The sequence below is a fragment of the Bartonella sp. W8151 genome (assembly GCF_016100385.1).
Classification (GTDB): Bacteria; Pseudomonadota; Alphaproteobacteria; order Rhizobiales; family Rhizobiaceae; genus Bartonella; species Bartonella apis.
Genome location: NZ_JACFSO010000002.1, coordinates 377,356 through 394,717 on the forward strand (window position 1 = coordinate 377,356; position 17,362 = coordinate 394,717).

A 17,362-nucleotide genomic window follows, 5' to 3' on the forward strand; every position below is an offset into this window, starting at 1 on the left:
GTTCAACGAAAACAGAACCCCCTGCATTTGTTATAGCAGGTTGTTTTTGAGTCTTTACCGACGATCAACGCACCGTTCCATATGATTGGTTCATTGCTTCGGGACAATGCGATAACGTATTTTATCATGATAGTATCTTCACGCCTTCGGCGTTTACTTTGACAGGTCTTCGACCTTCCATGCTTGAAACGGTAAATATTTTTCTTTTGGGGAGAAGCTTGGCATTACATTCAAAAAAAACCGCCTTCGGAAAAGGCGGTTTTTGAGCGTTTTATGTCGGTGGAAACCTCTAGCGCAAGCTTGCGCAGAAGCGTTGAATGCGCCGGCAAGCTTCTTCCAGAAGTTTTTCAGAAGTTGCATAGGAAATACGGAAAGCCGGTCCAAGACCGAAAGCAGCACCGTGAACAACCGCAACGGCTTCTGTTTCAAGAAGAGCCGTGACAAAATCTTCGTCAGTCTTGATGACTTTGCCTTCCGGTGTTTTCTTGCCAATCAGTTTTGCGCAGGAAGGATAGACATAGAAAGCGCCTTCCGGTGTGGGGCATTCAAGGCCGTTTGCCTGATTGAGCATGGAAACCACGAGATCGCGTCTTGCCTGAAAGATCGCTTTGTTTTTTGCAATGAAATCTTGCGGTCCGTTCAAGGCTTCAACTGCAGCCCATTGCGAAATCGAACTTGTGCCGGATGTCTGCTGGCTCTGGATTGTTTCCATAGCCTTGATAAGCTCGACCTGACCTGCGGCATAGCCAATACGCCAACCGGTCATTGCATAGGCTTTCGAAACACCGTTTACCGTCAATGTGCGCTCGTAAAGCTTGGGCTCTACCGCTGCAGGCGTAGCAAATTTGAAATTGTTGTAAGTGAGGTGCTCATACATGTCATCGCTCATGACATGGACATGCGGATATTTCAAAAGAACATCGGTCAGTTTTTTCAATTCGTCATGGGTGTAGGCAGCACCAGAGGGGTTGCAAGGAGAATTGAAAACGAACCATTTTGTTTTATCGGTAATGGCAGCTTCAAGATCTTCCGGCTGGAGTTTATAGTTGAACTCTTTTTTTGCATCGACAAAAACCGGCGTTCCATTATTGACAGCAACCATTTCCGGATAGCTCACCCAATATGGGGCAGGGATAATAACTTCATCGCCCTTGTTCAGTGTTGCCATGAAAGCGTTGAAAAGAACCTGCTTGCCGCCCGTACCAACGATGATCTGCTGCGGCTTGTAATCAAGATTGTTTTCACGTTTCAGTTTTTGAGCAATGGCTTGGCGAAGCTCCGGTATACCGGCAACAGGAGTATATTTTGTTTTGCCCTGATGGATTGCCTCGATAGCAGCATCTTTAATGTTATCAGGTGTGTCGAAATCAGGCTCTCCGGCACCGAGTGAAATCACATCACGACCAGTGGCCTTGAGGTCACGGGCTTTTTGAGCAACAGCAATAGTTGCAGAGGGCTTGATACGGGATAGCGTATCGCCAATGAATGCCATTCTATTATCTCCTCAGATTGAATAAGCAATGCACTGATTCTTGCATTTGAAGAACATTATACCAGCAATAGTAAATCTATGTCTCATGCGCCTTGAAAGTGCAAGAATTCTCTTCATCAATTTATTGTAGAGAGCACAGAACTATTATCGAAACCGGTGTATTTTTTTCAAGTTTCGCTAAAAGTCCGGATAATTTCCTGCACCTTTATTTTTTTAAATTGTTCATCCTTGCCGCATAATCGTTGCTGCAACTGAACGACGCGTTCCCCTTTGTGCGGAACATGCGTTTGCTAATAAATTCCCGCTTTATTCCCTTTTATCAACGCGGGAAAAGATGTCATCAAAGCGTTTCTTTGCAATGCCCGGCTGCTTATGGTCGCGATAGGATTGCGGCAAAACCTGATCGTCACCCACTTTAATCAACATAATCATACCCATGGCATAATGGGGAATACATTTGATGCCATAAAAGCCCGGCTTATCGAAAGTCACTTGCAGTTCTTCATCGATTTTGCCTTTGAAGGGTGTTGCCCCTTCCGGTATCATATCATCAATCGTTGCAGCGTTATGACTTTTTTGGGTGGCAATAAATTTTACGGAATCACCCGGTTTGATTTTAAGATAATCCGGCTCGAAAACCATGGCGCCACTTGCTCCCCGATTGAGCATTTTTACCTCATAGGTTTCGGCATTTGCAGTCGAGATAAAGGCGAGCAGAGCAACAAAGGCAAACAGTTTTTTCATTTTTCATCCTTTCAAGGAAAATTAAAGCAGGTAGCGTATATGGGGCCTACCGTTTTCAAGCATCTCTATTTCAGCATTGGCATGGAAATTGGTCAATATTGTTTCCTTTGTCAAAACCTCTTCCGGCTTTCCCGAATTTATCAATCGTCCGTGTTGAAGCAAAGCAATGCGATCGCAAAACATGGCTGCATGATTGAGGTCGTGAAGAGCAATCAGCACAGAAAGGCCGAGTTTTCGAATGAGGGAAAGAATTTCCAGTTGGCAACCGATATCAAGATGATTTGTCGGCTCGTCCAGAATGAGGATGCGTGGTTTTTGTGCCAATGCACGCGCAATATGAATGCGCTGTTTTTCTCCGCCCGAAAGGCTGTTCAGGAAACGCTTTTCAAAGCCTTTCATATTGACTTTCAAAAGTGCATCCTGCAACGCTTCCTCATCTTCCGGAAGCCATGGTGAAAATAGGCGTTTGTGTGGTGTGCGGCCGATTTCTAAAGCATGGCGTACGTCGATGCGTTCATGCGGTTCGGCCTGCTGTTCGACAAAGGCAATTGTTTTGGCAAGTTTGCGTCTTGACCAGTTGGGAAAAACAACATTGTCAAGGCTTAAACTCCCCTTTGTCGGTGTGATGAGGCCTGCAAAAACCGACAGAAGCGAACTTTTGCCTGCGCCATTCGGGCCGATAATGCCTAAAATTTCCTGGTCTTTCAATGTGAGCGTTACATCATCAAGAATGGTGTGACGGTCGATTTCAAGTGATATGTGTTCTCCGACAAGCATATCAATTTCCTTTCTGCCGCAAAAGCAACAGGGCAAAAAGTGGTGCACCGATCAATGCGGTGACAATACCGACCGGAAAAGCAAGACCGGGCACGATAATGCGCGAAATAACATCGGCTGCAATCATAAAAAGCGCACCGATAAAAGCGGAAGCCGGTATCAGCAGCCGATGGCGCACACCGACAATAAGACGGGCAGCGTGCGGCACCACCAGTCCCACAAAGCTGATTGTACCCATAATCGAAACCATGACGGCGGTGACCAGTGCCACGACAGTAATGAGTAACATGCTTACATAATGGACAGAAATGCCGAGCGATTTTGCAGCACGCGAGCCGAATACAAAGGCATCCAATATGCGGGAAAAGGCAACGAAAATCAAAAATGCGACAAGTGTCAAAGGAAAAGCGAGCGCCGCATCGCTCCACCTTGCGCCGGAAAGATTACCGATCATCCAGGCAAAAATATTCGAGCGTCCTTCAAGGGGTGTAAAGATCATCAATATGAGCGCCGTCAAAGCATTGAACAGCATGGCGCTCGCAATACCCGCCAGAATAATGGCGGTTGCATTGCGACCGGAATGATAGGCGAGGAACACAACAAAGAAAAACGATAACAGACCACCGATCAATGCACCCGTTGAAAGTGACAGAATACTCAAATTCATGCCGAAAGCGGTAACCAGTGCCGCACCTGTTCCCGCACCCGACGAAATGCCGAGAAGATAAGGTTCGGCAAGGGGATTTCGCAACAAGGCCTGTAAAATAACCCCGCACATGGCAAGACCGGCACCACAACAGGCGCCCACGACTGCACGCGGCAGGCGCCACAGCCAGATAACCCGACTGTGGAATATATCCACTTCATAACCGCTATTGAACAAATGATTGGCAATGGTTTTCAAAAAAGACGAAAACGGAATCGCAATCTCGCCAATTGCTGCACCTGCAACAATTGCGCATAGCAAAAGCCATATGCAGAAAAGCCAGATGATAATGGTGCGGGGCAAATGTGTCACTCTTTTGTGTCACTCTTTTAGAAGACGAAGTTCGACAATGGCATTTGCCAGTTTTTCGATACCGTCAATGGTGCGCATGGTTGTGTTCATGGATTGCACGTCGATGCTGACAAGGCGATCATTTTCGACAGCCGGTAGAAGTTTTGTAACGGGGTCTTTCTTCAAAAAATCACGTTTCACGACAACATCATCGGCAGGAAAACGGCGACGATCCATTTCGGCAAGAACAATAATGGTAGGATTTGCTTTCACAATGGTTTCCCACCCCACGGTCGGCCATTCATAGTTGGATTCTATAATATTTTTAATGCCGAGAATTTTCATAATATAACCGGGTGCACCAAGGTCTCCGGCAACATAAGGGTCAATATCAAGATCGGCACTGGAATACCAGAAAACCGCGCTGATTTTGCCCTTGGGCAAGTTTTTGACCTTGTCGATTGCAGCCTGTTCGCGCTCCTTCAAGTCATGAACAAGTTTCTCTCCTTTGTCCTGAACATTGAAAATCAATGCCAGTTCGGAAATTTCCTGATAGATCAGATCCATAGTGAAAGGGGCTGTGCGCAAACCGTCACTGCCGGCAAGGTTGTCTTTTCCTACGCAATCGGCCGGCGCTGTATAAACCGGAATTTCAAAATCTTTAAATTGGTCATAGGTTGCCGCACTTCCCGCAGGCCCGATAACCCATTCCTGATGACTTGCGACAAGATCGGGTTTTTCGGCAATGATGCTCTCGAAACTTGGAACATCATGGGAAAGCATTTTGACGTTTTTGTTGACTTCGGTAAATTGTGGCAAAACCGGCGAATACCAGAGCGCTGTGCCTTTGACCTTGTCGGATAGCCCCAAAGCATAAAGTATCTCTGTTGTATTCTGGCCGACCGAAACAACGCGTTCCGGTGCTTTGTTAAAAACAAGTGTGCGGCCGCAATTTTTTACCGTTAACGGATAATGCGTTTCGTCAGCAAAAGCATTGCTATGAACAGCAATGGAAACACAGCTTATTGCCGCAGCCAGAATGATCGTCTTCAAATGCATGGTTTTCATGAGTTTACTCTTCTCGTTTAAAGCCGGTGCAAAGCCGTTTTATGAGGACTTTGCCATTTCACGGAATTGAAGTGATTGACGGCGGGCGGCCGGAAATTTTTCAAGCCTGAAAAAGCGCAGCTGCAAAACGAAAAAAGCACTCTCTGGCGAAAAAGACTTGAAGAAAATGCCTTAGATAAAGTCGGGTGTGAAAAAGCATTTATAATCATTGTTCTAAAGTTACAAATTTTTTCAGTTCCGAACTTTTCTGTTTTGGACTTTTTACTTCGGGTCTTTTCACAATCAGAATAATTTTGTTTCAATAGGTCATTTTTACCTTCTCTCCGCTTTGAAAAATGCGAGCAAAACACTTCCAAACTTTTTTGTTTTGAAAAAAGCAGCAAGAGATAAAAGAAAAAACTCTGTCGTAACAATTGTTTTGCTCGAGCAATCAAACCGGACAAGATTATCCGGATGAGCGTGCGAGTGGCGACAAAAATGACGCCTGATTGGATTGCCATGATGACCTTTCCTTTGCACCCACCGTGCGTTAGGGCATTTTATTAACGGGCTTTTAAAAAGCCCATGATTGACGGCAGGTCTCCTGGCTCGCGGCATTTTTATGCACCTTTAACCTTCCCGCTTTCGCAGTGGCCGGGTAAAACCCTTAAAAAAGGTGCTGCCGTTTACAGTTGCGGGGGCAGCCACGGCTGAAATCCCTTGAGTGAGGTCGATTTTTCCGTGTTCCCTATTATTCCCCTTTTGAAGACATCCTGAAGGGGAACCGTCAATAAAATTTATAACTTATCTAAATATAAGTGCAAGCGTGTTGTTGAATTTCCTCGGTTGAACGGGAAATAGTTTAAATGTGCCATTCGGATCATCTTTGAGTGATTGAATGAGTGTCCGAATTCCGGATTAAAAAAAATAGTAAATTCGGAACGAAGTGGCATCAGAACGAGGTAAAAAGTGTGGCAAAGGGGGAAAAAGAGCCATGGGCATAAACGCCGGAAAAGATAAAACCCGAAACGATAATGCCCATTTTTTTCGGGGTTCGAGCTTATTCTTTGAATAATCGGCAAAAAGTTTAGAGGTTTTGAATAGGGGTAAAATCACGCCCGCCGGAAATTGTAATAGGGGAGTGGCGAATGCATCGGGCTTACGATGAAATTAAAGCTAAAAATTGAAAAAGCTCCACCTCGAAAAAGTGGAGCTTTTAAAAACCTGTTTCTTTTATATCCGATTTTGAAATGCCGATAAAACGTTCTGCCGTTTTAGACAAGCATTTCAATTACAGATATTAAAGAGCTGAAAGATTACCTGCAGCAGATTTGCCGGAACGGCGATCCTGTACAACTTCATAAGAGACCTTCTGGCCTTCATTCAGACTGCTCATGCCTGAGCGTTCAACGGCTGAAATGTGCACAAAAACATCTGCACCACCATCATCAGGTTGAATGAAGCCGAAGCCTTTTGTTGTATTGAACCACTTAACTGTTCCTGTAGCCATAGGAAACTCCTGTAATAAGAAATGATTGCATCAACACGTCTTATGTTGATACTTTGGATAGATCGAAATTTAGAAAGGGGAGTTTCGTTAAATAGTGCTTGCTGCACGGTTAAGAAAGTCGCACAACCGAAAATTCGATTGGCGCTTCATTAGACCCTCTCGAAAAAGAAAGCAAGTTGAATTAATATTAAATTTGAAAGCGTTGTCGCTTTTGCTATTTTGATTGCCGACGCTATCTGGTGTATAAAGGGCGGTCATTTTTTTAATTGTCGTCAGAATGTCGCGATTGTCGTAAAAGGGGATTTGAGTGAATGGCCAAAAAAGGCAGCGATATAGACGACAACATGCCTGATAATCCGGTTGATGCAGCTCCCGGTTCACTGCGTGAAGGCATTGTCAAAAATACCCGTTTTTCCCATCAGGCGAAGATCCTTTATATTGCTTTCTGGCATTCGCATACACGCAATACGTTGATTGCGACATTTCTGGGTATACTCGTGCTGATTATTTTAATCGGCCGCGGGCAATTGCAAATCAATGAATGGACAAAGGATTTCTGGAATGCGATCAGCCGCAAAGATTTGCACGAATTCGTTTTCCAGCTCGGTGTGTTCTTTGTCATTGCCTCGGTTCTGTTGATTTTCAACATTATCCAGACTTTTTTAAACCAATATCTCAAAATGAAATTGCGTGAAGGTTTGACCGACGATCTTATCAGTCAATGGATGCAACCAAAACGCGCATTTCGTCTGACAATGGCTGGCGAGGTTGGTGTCAATCCCGACCAGAAACTCCATGAAGATGCCCGACATCTTGCTGAATCAACCGCTGATCTTGGCATCAACCTGTTGCAAGCGAGTGTCACATTGATCATCTTCATTCCGACATTATGGGCAACAACGGCGGGTTTTGTTTTCAGTTTTTCAGGCTATAGTTTTCCGCTTCCCGGTTACATGATCTGGGCAGTGCTCCTCTATGTCGGTGCGGCATCTTTCCTTACATGGTTTGTTGCGCGTAATCTGGTGACGATCAACGCCAACCGTTATGCGCGCGAGGCAGATTTGCGTGCCGCTTTGATGCACACCAACCGCTCGATTGATTCGATAACTCTGATGGGGGCGGAAAAGGACGAGAAACGCTATCTTGATGGCCGTGTGCAAAATGTTTTGAACGCTATTTGGCATATCGTTGTCGCAACGACAAAACTGACAGGCATTACCGCCGGTTATGGCTGGGTATCGAATGTTGCTCCCTATATAATTGCTTCGCCGATCTATTTTGGTGGAGGCATTGATCTTGGAGGTCTTCAGGCTGCTGTTCAGGCCTTCAATCAGGCGCACCAATCATTGCGCTGGTTTGTCGACAATTATGGTGCTCTGGCCGATTGGCGCGCAACAATGCTGCGTGTTGCAACATTCAGGCAGGCTGTTGTGCAAATGGATGGTGTCGACCGCCTGAAGGGCGAGCATATCACGGTCAAAACCAATGATTCCGATATTATGACCTTTGACAATCTGTTGATCCGCACAGCCAATGGCAAATTGACTTTGACACCGGAAAATCTGGCAATCAAGCGCGGGCAAAACACGCTGATCTATGCACCGCAAGATGTTGATAAAACTATTCTATACCATGCGCTTGCAGGGCTCTGGCCGTGGGGGCAAGGCACTGTAGGGCTTCCCAATTCAGGTCTGCCCAATTACATTCCCGACGCACCTTATATTCCGCCGGGCACATTGCGCACGGTTCTTCTCTATCCCGCGACAAATAAAAATCCGACAGATGAAGAAATCGAACGCGCTCTCGAAATCACCGGTTTGAGTGATTATTTTTCCGCGCTTGATGAGGAAAACGTCGATTGGGAAAGACGTCTTAATGATGTAGAACGCCGTTCGATCGCTTTTGCCCGCGTGCTTCTTACAGAACCCGAGTGGATCGTTGCCAATCAGGTGATGGACGGTATTGACGAAACTGTACGAAAACGTATTGCCTCGGTTGTCTTCCAGCATTTGAAAAATACAACTTTTGTCTATATCAGCCGTCGCAATGACGAAAGTTATCTGTTCGACGTGATTGTGGAAGTAAAATTCGAGCCTTCCGAACAGGCTTTGTCAAAGAGTGAAAAAGAAATGCCAAAAAGTGAGCCGACGGATGGCACTTCGGAAGCTCAAACGATAGACACTGAAAAAACGGGCAGCGAGACCACAAAGGCTTCAGAAACTTCGCCTGCAAAAGAAACAGATGAAGAGCCAAAAAAATAAGCCTGGAGATTTGGCTGCTGCTAAACAAAACGGAAAGCCGCTGTGAGGGGCAAAAACGCAAAAACCATTTCTTTTTTGGTCGTTATTCTTATGTGCGGTGGTTTTGTAGAAGTGTCCGTTGCGGATAGCAGTGTTTTGACCAGTGGGAAGCCTTTTACTCATTCAAGAGCAGCCTCAACATCACGCAAAAATAACTTAGCGGCAAGATTGCTGCAACTCAACGATCAGCATTCAAAAACGGCTTTTTTAAAAAATGCTTTTTAGTGAAACGTTGTCCAAGTAAAGTTCTTTTCCGAAAGCTATTTTGAAAGAGAAATGCTTTTAGCGTTTCAAGCGCGCCCCGTGTAATAGGGCCGCGCCCGTATATTTTCATGAACTTCGAATCAAACTTGAAAAGGAGGGAGACGCAAAAGTCCGCTCGGGCAAGTTGTGTTTTGGCCGCTTATCAAGAATGCAATGAAGACCGGCGACATCAAGCGCTATGCGGTTTTAAAAATGCGCCAACAGGCTTTTAGACCGGAGCTGCCGGAAGCAGCCTCGGCTATTTTTTGGGGGGGTAAAAGAGCACCATAGCCCGAGTTATCCCGAGAAAAGTGTTGGAAACATAATTGAGGCCTGAGGCAGAAAGCCAAACAAGTGTTGAAGTAAAGTGGGGGATATCGAACGGGAAACTTTTGGATAAGCAGGCTATTCCTTGAATAACATTATAAACCGTGAAGAGTGCTGTAAATCATGCACAGAATTATGGATGCTGGCTCGCGGGAGAAGACGAGGGGGCGGGTGAGAGAGTTTTTCAAAGTGCCGGATAATATCTTCATTTCCGGTTTTAAAACTTACCAGCCCCAGAACATCAGCCACCATGCATAGACAATGGGGACACAAGAAAGAGCAAAGAGGAAAAAGCTCAAATATTTGCGCAACAGATTCGCTGGTGTTCTTTGTAAAATTCGTGCCGCTAGGTAAAGGCTCCAAAGTGATGTCAAAGCGAGAATGAAAGCACGTGCGTCGGAAAGCCACCAGAAGGTCACACCGTCATACATCAAAAGCTTGACTGTCGTTGCTGAAAGCCCCAAAAATATGCCAGCTGCTGCCAGTGGCAAAAACGCTTGTGCCAGATGATGAAAGAGTGTTGGCGAACGCATAAGCGAGGCAATAGCCCACAGAATGAGCGTTAAAAATGTGCCGAAAAGCACGCCGCTTCCCAGAATGTAACTTGCAACACAAAAACCGTCCACCCAGTTGAAGCTGTCATTATTGGCAGGGTGGTTTGTCAAAATCCACCACGGAGCTGTCGGGTCAAGTGGCCAGTAAATATCATGGTTGACGAGCCATTCGGCTATCGCCTGTTTGAAGGTTACAAACCACGGGCTTACAGTCCATGTAAACGCACCGATCGCAACGCCGATCATGCCGAAAAGCAGTAGCCTTGCTTCCCATGGATTGACGTGTTTATCGCCACCATAGACGACGACTTCTTCCATGACCGAGCGCGGCTTTAACGCCACAGCATCACGAAAACCGGCACAACGCGCACACATATGACAGGCGTTGACGCCATGAAGCTGATGAATATTGATCATTGGCGGGCAATTCGGGTTTTCCTGACGGGCTCCACAATAATGCGCCCATTTTTCCTGATCAGTCTTGAACGAAATAGGAGCAAGGCGGGAAAGCAGGTTGAAAACGCCATTAACGGGACAAAGATAACGACACCAGACACGCGTACCTTTACCAAAGAAAAAGCCGATGGTCATTGCCGCAAGCGTCGAGCCGCCCAGAATGAGAAGCGCTGCTTCCGCATAATCGTAAACGCTTATCAATTGCCCATAAAGTGTCGTGAGAATAAAGGCGACAGTCGGCCAACCACGCCATTTAAGCCAGCGCGGAATGTTGTAATTACGCCCGACCTTGCGGCTGGTATATTCGGCCAAAGCACCTTCCGGGCAAAAAACTCCGCACCACAAACGTCCGATGAACAGCATGGAAAGAATAACGAATGGCCACCAGATTCCCCAAAATACGAATTGGGCAAAAAGAACAAGATTGCCAAGGATATGTTCCTGACGTGGTGGCAGCGGCAGGAATGGCGGGATGACAAGCAAAAAAAGATAAATGGCAACAACACACCACTGGATAGACTGGATCACTGTTCTATGACGTTGCATAGAAGTGCCCAGTTTATAAATGGCAGTGGAAAGAATGCGTGACATTTGTTTTAAAAATTTTGTTTCAGGAAGTTTTCAACGTTGGACGGGCGACAGTTTTCCCCGGTTTCCTGTTGCAAAGAACAATGGCTGCAACCCAGTAGATCGCCAATACAACGACTTGCATCAAAGACGGTTCCGCATGGTAACCTGTAAGACCTGTCAATGTGCTGTTATCGGGAATGAGCCAGCTTGTGCTCCACAACGGATCATCCATGAAGCTATATAGCCATTCCGGTAAATCATAAGCGGAAATTTGTGCTGCAGCTTTATCAAATGCGGTGATAAGCAATCCCCCGCCAATGAGCAGAAGGACGAATTCACTTCCTAAAAAGAACCATCTCCACGGTATGATTTTGGAAAATTTTTGCAAAAGCCAGAAGGTCAACAGCGCCAGAATAAAGCCCAGCACACCACCCAGAATGAACATACCGAGCGACGCGCCATTTTGTTGCGCACCGACACCGGCAAGGAACACCACCGTTTCCGATCCTTCACGGGCAACGGCAATCATGGCAAGAAGCATAATGCCAAAACCACCGGAAGTTTGCAGGCTTTCGGCTGCTTCACGTTCCAAAGTATGTTTCATCGAAGCACCGTGGTGATGCATCCAGACAATCATTTGCATAATGAGAAGGGCAGCAACCGCCATCATGGCGGTGAAGAACCATTCCCCGCCGGGGCCGGCAAACCATGTGCCTGCAACGTAGAAGAGAACGGCAAGAAGACCGGCAAGAACCAGCCCCAAAGCTGTTCCCGTCCACAACCGGTTTTTAAGGGTTAAAAGATTTTCGCGCCGCAACCACGTATAAAGGATGCCGATAACGAGTAGCGCTTCAATGCTTTCACGCCAGACAATGAAAAGAGGTGCACCCATTTTCTGCTCTCCTATTTTACGTTAATGTCAAAACCGGCCATATCCATGTGAAATTCGTCAATAAAATGGTAGCTTCCGGCTTTAAGCGGATGAATAACAACAAAAGATTCAACACCGGCACCTAAAACTTTTTCGACCCGCATGGACAGGTTTTCAAATTCCGCGGGGCCTGAACCGATATTTTTGACTGAAATCTTGAAACGTTGCCCTGCCGGAACCTCGATTGATTGTGGTTCGAAAACGCCATCTTTGATGGTGACATTATAGACCGACATTTCATCCGCTCCGGCAAAGAGGGGAAAAAGACAGAACAACAGAACCAATATTGCACGCATAATAAAACCCTTTTTAACCGAAACAGGCTTGTCGATCTAACGCTTGCCTTTCAAGAACAAGAATGTTGCCTGCTAAAACGACCCCGTTAAAAAGCAAGACCGGCTGTGGAGGTCACAACGGCCGGTCTGCTCGGAGGGTTACTTGTAATTGTGGACGATCGAAAGTAAACCCCGACTTGACAAACAGGTCCCGATCTTTGGGGATAAGGTCAAGAAAAAAGACCTTATCCGCTGATAATTTCAGGCAAACGTTTTTGCCTGTTTCAAAATTAATCAATAACCGCCTTTTTTGCCGGTTCCTGCATAAGTGAAGTCATATTCAACCACACATTTGTCGAACCATGGGCCAACGCCGGTTTCCTTGTCGACATGGCGGCCGAACATTGATTCTTTTGAAGGCGGCAAAATCGTGTATTTCAAATGATATTTGCCTGCGCCATCAAGCTTGATGTTTTCTCCATAGTGCGGGCCATCATTGGCAACCATCGGGTGAAAATGGCCGCTCAAAGGCTCTTTTGCACCTTCCTTGGTCAATTCATAGGAAACCTGAAGATAAGGTGCCCATGCACCTTCCGGAAGGCCGTTCTTGTTGTCTTCTGTTGCATGAATATCAGCCTCGAGATGGATATCCGACTTGGCCGCCGCGAGCATAATGCCTTCCGGTTCCATTTCGATCGGTTGCAGATAGACAGCTGCAATTTCCAAACCTCCGCAATGCTGTGGTTCGCCAATCGGGTATTCCACAGCCAGAGCCGGTGTTGCAAATAGAGTGCAGGAAGTAGCCAAAATAAGTTTGTTTAAACGCATGATATATCCCTCAGAATAAAACATGACTATATATATCATCTTTTATTGAAAGCGCAAATTCAAAATTTACCAGAATTATCAAGTTCATTGATAAAACTTATAAATAACGCAAAAATTTTCTGGTGAATTTTAATTTATTAATTTAAATTTTTGCGAAAATTGAATGATTAGCCGACATAGTTACATCATAAAAAACGTATATCATAATATAAAAATTTTATAGAAAATATTGATAATAAAATTATGAAATAATTATCATTGATAAAATAAAAAACATGAATTGATAAATTCGGAAAATATCATTTCTATATTTTTTAATAAACAAAGTTTACTGATTATTCCACTTTTTTTCGAGAATAGGGATATGGATGACGTAAGTACGAGAAAACCTGAAACATGTTTCGTGCGCGATAAAGGAGCCGACGGGGTAAATGCACTTACGTTACGGAAATAAAAGTCGCAAAAAATAGAAAAGCGTCACGGATATCGGAATGTAAAAGGGCAAAAGTTGAAAAAATAAATGAACAAGAATTTTCGGGCTATCTAATCCTGTTTTCAAAAAACGGGAAATATGAATTTTTTAACCCGTAGAAACACGACTGAGACATCAAACAATGGTGTTTTGGAATGATCGACTGGTAATCAAGAAACAGCTGGAAAACAGAGCGGAACAGGGAAAACAAAAAAGATAATGCCGTTAAAAAATGCCGCGGCAAAAGCGTTTCTCACTTTTGCCGCGGAAAAAAATTATTCGGTATATTCTTGCAGAGAACGCACCTCGATCGTGCCATTCTGCAAAGCCTCAATTGCATCGACAACGGATACAGCACCCGACATGGTGGTGTAATAAGGCACTTTTTGCATCAATGCTGCCCGACGCAGAGACTTTGAATCGGAAATTGCACTGGCTGTGTCGGTCGTATTGAAGACGATCTGAACCTGACGGTTGCGGATGGCATCCTCAATATGCGGACGCCCTTCAAGAACTTTGTTGATCTTCTTGGCCTTCACGCCATGCTGTTCAAGAAATTTTTGCGTACCTGTTGTTGCAAGAATGGAAAAACCGAGTTTTGCCATGCGCTTGACGGCGCCAAGCACGCGGATCTTGTCATCATCCTTGACTGACACAAACAATGTGCCTTCACGTGGAAGATCGTTACCTGCGCCAAGTTGTGCCTTGGCATAGGCAAGGGCAAAGCTGTAATCAAGCCCCATCACTTCGCCAGTCGAGCGCATTTCCGGCCCTAGCAAAGTATCGACACCCTGGAAGCGGGCAAACGGGAAGACAGCTTCTTTCACAGCGATATGCGGTTTTTTCTGAACTTTGGGGTAACCGCCATAACGATTGACAGCGTTTTCAAGTTTATCACCCGTCATAATGCGAGCGGCAATCTTGGCGATCGGCCGTCCGATTGTTTTGGCAACAAATGGAACCGTGCGGGAAGCGCGCGGGTTTACCTCGAGAATATAGATAACGCCTTCCTTCACGGCATATTGCACATTCATCAAACCGCCAACATGAAGCGCTTTGGCAAGCTCAATCGTCTGGCGTTTCAACTCTTCAACGATTTCGGGCGATAATGTGTGAACCGGAAGCGAACAGGCCGAGTCGCCCGAGTGGATGCCCGCTTCCTCGATATGTTCCATAATACCGGCTACGAAAGTATCTTTCCCATCGCACAGGCAGTCAACATCAACCTCGATTGCATTGGTGAGGTAGGTATCGAAAAGAAGAGGATTCTTGCCGAGCAAAGTATTAATCTGTCCGGTTTTGTCATTCGGGTAATGGGCTTTGATTTCTTCCGGCACCAGTTCGGGAACAGTGTCTAGAAGATAGGATTGCAAGTTGCGTTCGTCATGAATGATCTGCATAGCCCGCCCGCCAAGCACATAAGAGGGGCGCACAACCAGCGGGAAGCCCAGATCATTGGCAACAAGGCGTGCCTGTTCAACCGAATAGGCAATGCCGTTTTTGGGCTGCGTCAGATCAAGCTTGATGAGCAATTTCTGGAAGCGGTCGCGGTCTTCGGCAAGATCGATTGCATCCGGCGACGTACCAAGTATCGGAATGCCGGATTTTTCAAGCGAGGCGGCAAGTTTTAGCGGCGTCTGGCCACCGAACTGGACAATAACACCAACAAGCTCGCCTTTTTCTTTTTCCGTTTCTAGAATTGATAGCACATCTTCGGCAGTCAACGGTTCGAAATAAAGTCGGTCGGACGTATCATAATCTGTCGAGACAGTTTCCGGATTGCAATTGACCATAATGGCTTCATAGCCGGCATCATGGAGTGCAAAAGCTGCGTGACAACAGCAATAATCGAATTCGATACCTTGTCCGATACGATTTGGTCCGCCACCAAGGATAACCACTTTTTTACGGTCGGATACATCGGCTTCCGAACGCATCTTGCCGGCGAAAGGAACTTCGTAAGTCGAATACATATAGGCTGTGGGCGAGGCAAATTCGGCAGCACAAGTATCAACACGTTTATAAACCGGTTTTACATTAAGCTCATGGCGCGCTTTTGTGACTTCTTCTGTCTCCAGGCCAGTGAGGCTGCCAAGTCGCGCGTCGGAAAAGCCCATGGATTTGAGCATACGGAAATTTTCCGCGTCTTTCGGCAGGCCTTGTTCGCGCACGCGTTGTTCCATATCGACAATAGATGCGATCTGTTCAAGGAACCAGGGGTCAATTTTGCTGATCTGGTGGATTTCGTTTAACGACATCCCCATGCGCATAGCCTGCGCAACATAACGCAAACGGTCAGGTGTCGGTGTGCCGATCGCCGCACGGATGGCATTTTTCTCGTCGCCTTCTGCGTGTTCGGGAATGGCAATGTCGTCAAGACCGGTCAAGCCGGTTTCAAGACCGCGCAAGGCTTTTTGTAAAGATTCCTGAAAAGTACGGCCGATTGCCATAACTTCGCCGACCGATTTCATCGCCGTTGTCAAAGTATGCGAGGCACCGGGGAATTTTTCAAAGGCAAAACGCGGGATTTTCGTAACAATATAGTCGATTGACGGCTCGAACGAAGCCGGTGTGGCTCCGCCGGTAATGTCGTTTTCCAATTCGTCCAATGTGTAGCCGACTGCAAGTTTTGCCGCGACCTTGGCAATCGGAAAACCGGTGGCTTTCGAGGCGAGAGCGGAAGAACGCGAAACACGCGGATTCATCTCAATCACAATCAGCCGGCCGTTTTCCGGATTGACCGCAAATTGCACATTGGAGCCGCCGGTTTCGACGCCGATTTCACGCAAAACCGCAATCGATGCATTACGCATCATCTGATATTCTTTATCGGTCAAAGTCAGAGCCGGTGCGATGGTAATTGAATCACCGGTGTGAACGCCCATCGGATCAAGATTTTCAATCGAGCAGACAATGATGCAGTTGTCTTTCTTATCGCGTACAACTTCCATCTCGAATTCTTTCCAGCCCAGAACACTTTCTTCAACAAGCACTTCTGTGGTTGGCGAGGCTTCAAGTCCGCGTTCGATAATTTCGTAAAATTCCGAACGGTTATAGGCAATGCCGCCGCCTGTTCCGCCAAGTGTGAAAGACGGACGGATAATTGCCGGAAGCCCGACTACGTCAAGAGCTTGTCCGGCTTTTCCTGTGGCATGGGCAATGTAACGCTGCTTGCGGTCGCTTTCCCCCAGATGCCAATCATGTTCAAGTTTTTCAAGCGCTTTATCAAGCGCATCGCCTTCAAGTTCGGCAATAAGTTTGTCGCGCATTGCGTCGTGGCGTTTACGGTCCTCTTCCTTGATTTCGGTTGCGTTGGCAAGCATCGACTTTGGTGTTTCAAGCCCGATTTTTGCCATAGCTTCACGGAACAATGCACGGTCTTCGGCTTTGTCGATTGCCTTGGCATCAGCACCGATCATCTCGACATGATAGCGTTCGAGAACACCCATGCGTTTTAACGACAAAGCCGTGTTCAACGCGGTTTGGCCACCCATGGTGGGAAGCAGTGCATCCGGCTTTTCCCGGGCAATAATCTTGGCGACAACTTCCGGTGTTATCGGCTCGATATAGGTAGCATCGGCGAGGTCAGGGTCTGTCATGATTGTCGCCGGATTGGAGTTGACCAGAATGATCCGGTAGCCTTCTTCCTTCAAGGCTTTACAGGCTTGCGTTCCCGAATAGTCGAATTCGCAGGCTTGACCGATGACAATAGGTCCCGCACCGATGATGAGAATGGATTTTATATCTGTGCGTTTTGGCATGGCAGCATCCTATCGCAAACACCCGCGCAGAAAAAAACTGGCAGGTTCAACATTTCTTTTTTTAAGGCTAAGCCTGCC

General features: G+C 46.3%; 14 protein-coding genes and 1 riboswitch. Of the genes, 3 read left to right on the forward strand and 11 right to left on the reverse strand.

Going from position 1 to position 17,362, the window contains the following annotated elements:
* Positions 1-289: 289 nt before the first annotated feature.
* From H3V14_RS04525 to H3V14_RS04545, 5 genes are all read right to left on the reverse strand, one after another.
* Positions 290-1,492, reverse strand: a complete 1,203-nt coding sequence (locus H3V14_RS04525) for a pyridoxal phosphate-dependent aminotransferase (RefSeq protein ID WP_198212189.1) — start codon at positions 1,490-1,492, stop codon at positions 290-292.
* 306 nt (positions 1,493-1,798) lie between these two features.
* A complete protein-coding gene (locus tag H3V14_RS04530; RefSeq protein ID WP_246785010.1) occupies positions 1,799-2,236 on the reverse strand; it encodes a pseudoazurin in 438 nt (145 codons plus the stop codon).
* Positions 2,237-2,257: 21 nt separating this feature from the next.
* Complete coding sequence (locus tag H3V14_RS04535) at positions 2,258-3,013, reverse strand: ABC transporter ATP-binding protein (RefSeq protein WP_198226932.1); 756 nt, start codon at positions 3,011-3,013, stop codon at positions 2,258-2,260.
* Position 3,014: 1 nt separating this feature from the next.
* Positions 3,015-4,031 carry a FecCD family ABC transporter permease gene (locus tag H3V14_RS04540; RefSeq protein WP_369522668.1) on the reverse strand — a complete coding sequence of 339 codons (1,017 nt, stop codon included), beginning with the start codon at positions 4,029-4,031 and terminating at the stop codon, positions 3,015-3,017.
* A 9-nt stretch (positions 4,032-4,040) separates the two neighbouring features.
* On the reverse strand, positions 4,041-5,078 hold the full coding sequence (locus H3V14_RS04545) for an ABC transporter substrate-binding protein (protein ID WP_198226934.1): 1,038 nt from the start codon (positions 5,076-5,078) through the stop codon (positions 4,041-4,043).
* A 75-nt stretch (positions 5,079-5,153) separates the two neighbouring features.
* On the opposite strand from H3V14_RS04545, the gene H3V14_RS04550 reads away from it, so the two are divergent.
* Positions 5,154-5,369 (forward strand): hypothetical protein, encoded by a 216-nt coding sequence (locus H3V14_RS04550; RefSeq protein ID WP_198222645.1) that lies wholly within the window; start codon positions 5,154-5,156, stop codon positions 5,367-5,369.
* Between the two features lie 264 nt (positions 5,370-5,633).
* Positions 5,634-5,861, reverse strand: a riboswitch (cobalamin riboswitch).
* 496 nt (positions 5,862-6,357) lie between these two features.
* On the opposite strand, the gene H3V14_RS04555 is transcribed toward H3V14_RS04550, so the two are convergent.
* A complete protein-coding gene (locus H3V14_RS04555) occupies positions 6,358-6,567 on the reverse strand; it encodes a cold-shock protein (RefSeq protein ID WP_198222647.1) in 210 nt (69 codons plus the stop codon).
* A gap of 311 nt (positions 6,568-6,878) precedes the next feature.
* On the opposite strand from H3V14_RS04555, the gene H3V14_RS04560 reads away from it, so the two are divergent.
* Both H3V14_RS04560 and H3V14_RS04565 read left to right on the forward strand, forming a co-directional pair.
* On the forward strand, positions 6,879-8,828 hold the full coding sequence (locus H3V14_RS04560) for an ABC transporter ATP-binding protein/permease (RefSeq protein ID WP_198226936.1): 1,950 nt from the start codon (positions 6,879-6,881) through the stop codon (positions 8,826-8,828).
* A gap of 42 nt (positions 8,829-8,870) precedes the next feature.
* The gene (locus H3V14_RS04565; protein WP_198226938.1) at positions 8,871-9,092 is read left to right on the forward strand and encodes a hypothetical protein; all 222 of its coding nucleotides are present in this window, start codon (positions 8,871-8,873) and stop codon (positions 9,090-9,092) included.
* A 569-nt stretch (positions 9,093-9,661) separates the two neighbouring features.
* On the opposite strand, the gene H3V14_RS04575 is transcribed toward H3V14_RS04565, so the two are convergent.
* The 5 genes from H3V14_RS04575 to carB all read right to left on the reverse strand — a co-directional run bounded on the left by H3V14_RS04575 (position 9,662) and on the right by carB (position 17,284).
* Entirely contained in the window at positions 9,662-10,993 is a 1,332-nt protein-coding gene (locus tag H3V14_RS04575; RefSeq protein ID WP_246785012.1) for a 4Fe-4S binding protein, read from the reverse strand.
* Positions 10,994-11,057: 64 nt separating this feature from the next.
* A complete protein-coding gene (locus tag H3V14_RS04580; RefSeq protein WP_198222656.1) occupies positions 11,058-11,909 on the reverse strand; it encodes an FTR1 family protein in 852 nt (283 codons plus the stop codon).
* Between the two features lie 11 nt (positions 11,910-11,920).
* Complete coding sequence (locus H3V14_RS04585) at positions 11,921-12,244, reverse strand: cupredoxin domain-containing protein (protein ID WP_075914164.1); 324 nt, start codon at positions 12,242-12,244, stop codon at positions 11,921-11,923.
* A 273-nt stretch (positions 12,245-12,517) separates the two neighbouring features.
* The gene (locus H3V14_RS04590; protein ID WP_075869835.1) at positions 12,518-13,051 is read right to left on the reverse strand and encodes an iron transporter; all 534 of its coding nucleotides are present in this window, start codon (positions 13,049-13,051) and stop codon (positions 12,518-12,520) included.
* A 747-nt stretch (positions 13,052-13,798) separates the two neighbouring features.
* Positions 13,799-17,284 (reverse strand): carbamoyl-phosphate synthase large subunit, encoded by a 3,486-nt coding sequence (gene carB, locus H3V14_RS04595; RefSeq protein WP_198226944.1) that lies wholly within the window; start codon positions 17,282-17,284, stop codon positions 13,799-13,801.
* Positions 17,285-17,362: the final 78 nt, after the last annotated feature.

Coding starts and splice junctions, on each gene's coding strand:
- H3V14_RS04525 (WP_198212189.1), bottom strand. CDS start 1,492: ATGGCATTCATTGGCGATACGCTATCCCGTATCAAGCCCTCTGCAACT.
- H3V14_RS04530 (WP_246785010.1), bottom strand. CDS start 2,236: ATGAAAAAACTGTTTGCCTTTGTTGCTCTGCTCGCCTTTATCTCGACT.
- H3V14_RS04535 (WP_198226932.1), bottom strand. CDS start 3,013: ATGCTTGTCGGAGAACACATATCACTTGAAATCGACCGTCACACCATT.
- H3V14_RS04545 (WP_198226934.1), bottom strand. CDS start 5,078: ATGAAAACCATGCATTTGAAGACGATCATTCTGGCTGCGGCAATAAGC.
- H3V14_RS04555 (WP_198222647.1), bottom strand. CDS start 6,567: ATGGCTACAGGAACAGTTAAGTGGTTCAATACAACAAAAGGCTTCGGC.
- H3V14_RS04560 (WP_198226936.1), top strand. CDS start 6,879: ATGGCCAAAAAAGGCAGCGATATAGACGACAACATGCCTGATAATCCG.
- H3V14_RS04575 (WP_246785012.1), bottom strand. CDS start 10,993: ATGCAACGTCATAGAACAGTGATCCAGTCTATCCAGTGGTGTGTTGTT.
- H3V14_RS04580 (WP_198222656.1), bottom strand. CDS start 11,909: ATGGGTGCACCTCTTTTCATTGTCTGGCGTGAAAGCATTGAAGCGCTA.
- H3V14_RS04585 (WP_075914164.1), bottom strand. CDS start 12,244: ATGCGTGCAATATTGGTTCTGTTGTTCTGTCTTTTTCCCCTCTTTGCC.
- H3V14_RS04590 (WP_075869835.1), bottom strand. CDS start 13,051: ATGCGTTTAAACAAACTTATTTTGGCTACTTCCTGCACTCTATTTGCA.
- carB (WP_198226944.1), bottom strand. CDS start 17,284: ATGCCAAAACGCACAGATATAAAATCCATTCTCATCATCGGTGCGGGA.